This is a genomic window from Bacteroidota bacterium (assembly GCA_013696965.1).
Classification (GTDB): Bacteria; Bacteroidota; Bacteroidia; order JACCXN01; family JACCXN01; genus JACCXN01.
In genome coordinates, this window is the sequence record JACCXN010000065.1 from 1 (window position 1) to 2,971 (window position 2,971).

3 protein-coding genes are annotated in these 2,971 nt (G+C 31.6%); all 3 read left to right on the forward strand.

Annotation, left to right across the window (positions count from 1 at the left end; translation table 11 throughout):
• A partial coding sequence (locus H0V01_10560; GenBank protein ID MBA2583810.1) for a hypothetical protein occupies positions 1-1,075 on the forward strand: 1,075 nt, incomplete at its 5' end.
• Positions 1,072-2,385 carry an ATP-binding protein gene (locus H0V01_10565; protein MBA2583811.1) on the forward strand — a complete coding sequence of 438 codons (1,314 nt, stop codon included), beginning with the start codon at positions 1,072-1,074 and terminating at the stop codon, positions 2,383-2,385. The genes H0V01_10560 and H0V01_10565, both read left to right, overlap by 4 nt.
• Positions 2,385-2,971: DEAD/DEAH box helicase (locus tag H0V01_10570; GenBank protein MBA2583812.1), on the forward strand; the 587-nt coding region annotated here is incomplete at its 3' end. The genes H0V01_10565 and H0V01_10570, both read left to right, overlap by 1 nt.

The window sequence follows — 2,971 nt, forward strand, 5'->3', positions numbered from 1 at the left end:
TACAGAAAGTTATAAGTCTACTATCGAAACATATAAAAGAGTTATTTATACAGCAATATTAAAAAATTGTGAGAACTGCGTGAGAGAAAAATATTGTCATAAAAGAAAATTAAATGCTGATTTAGAATACTTAAATCAGGAATATAAAAGTGAATACGAAACTAAAATAACTTTTAAAGTTTCACAGCTATTACCAGGATTAATTTCATCAATTAACTTACCTGATAAAGACACTGAAATTGAACTGTATTCACAGAATACAAATCGCTGGAAAGTCCAGTTTGAAGAATTGACCGCCAACTATAAAAACAATCTAAAGGAATTTATAGAATCAGTTGTTTCTCTTGGGAAATTGAACAAGAAAAACCCATCTCTTGAAAATATATTTTTTGAAGCATCAAAATTTATATCTAAATACGACAAGGAATCTTCGCTTTCACTTTATGTGCATTATTTATATCACGACTTAAAATCTACCACTTTTGATAATAAACAATTAACAAAAACTATTCAGAAAAGCTTATTCAAAACCAACGAGCAATTACACGATTTTGAAATAATTGTCAGCGAGTTAATCAAAGACAAGGATTTGGACAAAGCATTAAAAGGTGTTACCAAAGTTTATGAGATAAAGCGTAAGAAAATACAACTTGATACTAGTTCTATAAAAGAAGTTCAACAACAACACTCTGGAACAGTTGAACTTCTTAATGAATATTTAAAGGACGATTTTGAGGATGAAAATAATACTATAAAATCACAAGAAATAAACAGCGAAGAAATAGAAATCGAGATAACTCAAAAAAGTGTAAAAATTAGTCATCCGGCTTTTATTAGTGACTTATCTTTTACGCCAATACACGTATCAACTTTAGAGTTGTTCTCAAAAAGTAATTTTTCTATTACTCAAATTGAAGTTGAAGAATTTGCAAAATCAAAAGGTATTTTTAAAAATCAATTAATCGAAAGCATTAATGAAACCTGCTACGAGTTTTTAGATGATGTATTGATTGAGGAAGAAGACGACCATTACACAATTAATACAAACTATTTCCAAAGAATTTCAGCAAAATGATAGACAACATTAAACCTAAAGAAGCCACATCAATTATCAATTCTTTAATTGGTGGAGTAGTTCCCAAAATTGGCGTTCAACATATTACCGTTGGGCGTTCAGAAGAAATAAATGCAGTTGTAACCGCATTAGAAGATGTTAAGAACGGGCATAGTATGGTTAAATTCTGGATTGGCGACTTTGGTTCAGGTAAATCATTTATGCTTCATTTGCTCAATACAGTTGCTTTAAAGCAGAAGTTTGTCGTAGCCAATGCAGATTTTACCCCTGACAATCGTTTGTATTCAAACGATGGAAAAGGAGTTGCTCTCTATTCTTCCATTATGGATAATGTTTCAATTCAAACAAAACCCGAAGGCGGTGCATTACCAACATTGTTGGAAAAATGGATTGAGCAAATTATAACCAAAACTGCCGAAGAAAATAAAATTTCATTGACAGATATTCGTAGTGAACAATACTTGAACTTAATTCAAAACAACATTATGAAAACCATTAATGAAATTACCGATGTAGGCGGTTTCGATTTTGGAACAGTTGTAATGAAATATTACGATGGTTATATCAAAGAGGATGAGCAATTAAGAAGAAACGCATTGAAGTGGCTAAAAGGAGAATACAGAACCAAAACCGAAGCAAGACAAGACCTAGGAGTTAGGGAAGTTATTAACGACCTGAATTATTATGATATGCTGAAAAATTTCTGTAAACTCTTCGTAAGTATGGGTTATAGTGGTTTTATGGTAAATCTTGATGAAGCTATAAATCTTTACAAGATTTCAACTTCAGTAATGAGAGAGAAGAATTATGAGAAAATCCTTACGATATACAATGATTGTTTTCAAGGTAAAGTTGCTAACCTATTTTTCAATTTTGCCGGAACTAAAGAATTTTTAGAAAATCAGCGCAGAGGACTTTTTAGCTATGATGCCTTGAAAACAAGACTTGCAACAAATAAATTTGAAACAACGGAAATAAGAGATTTTGCACAGCCTGTAATTCAACTACTACCACTCGACCACAATGAAATATTTGTGTTATTGAAAAAATTGAAAGCCATTTTTGATTTTAACTATAAATTAGAAATCCCAATAAGTGATAGTGAAATTCATCAGTTTATGGAGGAATTATTTAATAAACCTGGTGCATCAGAATTTTTGACCCCTAGAGAGGTCATCCGTGATTTCCTAAATATTCTAAACATAATTAGACAAAATCCAACGGTAGATAAAAATATATTATTTGGAGAAATAGAAATAGAGGATGAAAGACCTGATGAAGTTTCCTTAGACAGCATAGAAGAACTATAATGTCATTTGATTTACTTTCTGAGCCAATACGAAAATTCATTCGTGACAAGGGTTGGGAGCAGTTGCGACCAATTCAAACAGCGGCTATTGCTAAAATTTTAGCGTCTGATGATAATTTTATTTTAGCCTCAAGGACTGCATCTGGAAAAACTGAAGCAGCTTTTTTACCAATTCTTTCAAAAGTTGATTTCAATGATTCAGGTGTTCAAGTGCTTTATATTTCACCGTTAATTGCGCTAATTAACGACCAGTTCTATCGCATAGAAGAGCTTTGCAAAAATCTTGATGTAACCGTTACCAAGTGGCACGGAGAAGCTAATAAAACACTTAAAGACAGATTAATTAAACAGCCAAATGGTATTGTCTTAATTACACCCGAATCATTGGAAGCAATGTTTGTTAACAAACCTTTCAATGTCAAACAACTATTTTCAAACCTCAAATATGTAGTCGTTGATGAAATACATTCCTTTATCGGTACTGATAGGGGAATTCAGTTAAAATCAATTTTATCAAGACTTCAAAATGTAAACTCAAAATCATTCAGTATAGTTGGGTTATCTGCAACAATTGGAGACTACAATGA

What these genes read in the sequence shown, in the direction of transcription:
- H0V01_10565 (MBA2583811.1), top strand. Translation starts at nt 1,072, where the DNA reads ATGATAGACAACATTAAACCTAAAGAAGCCACATCAATTATCAATTCT.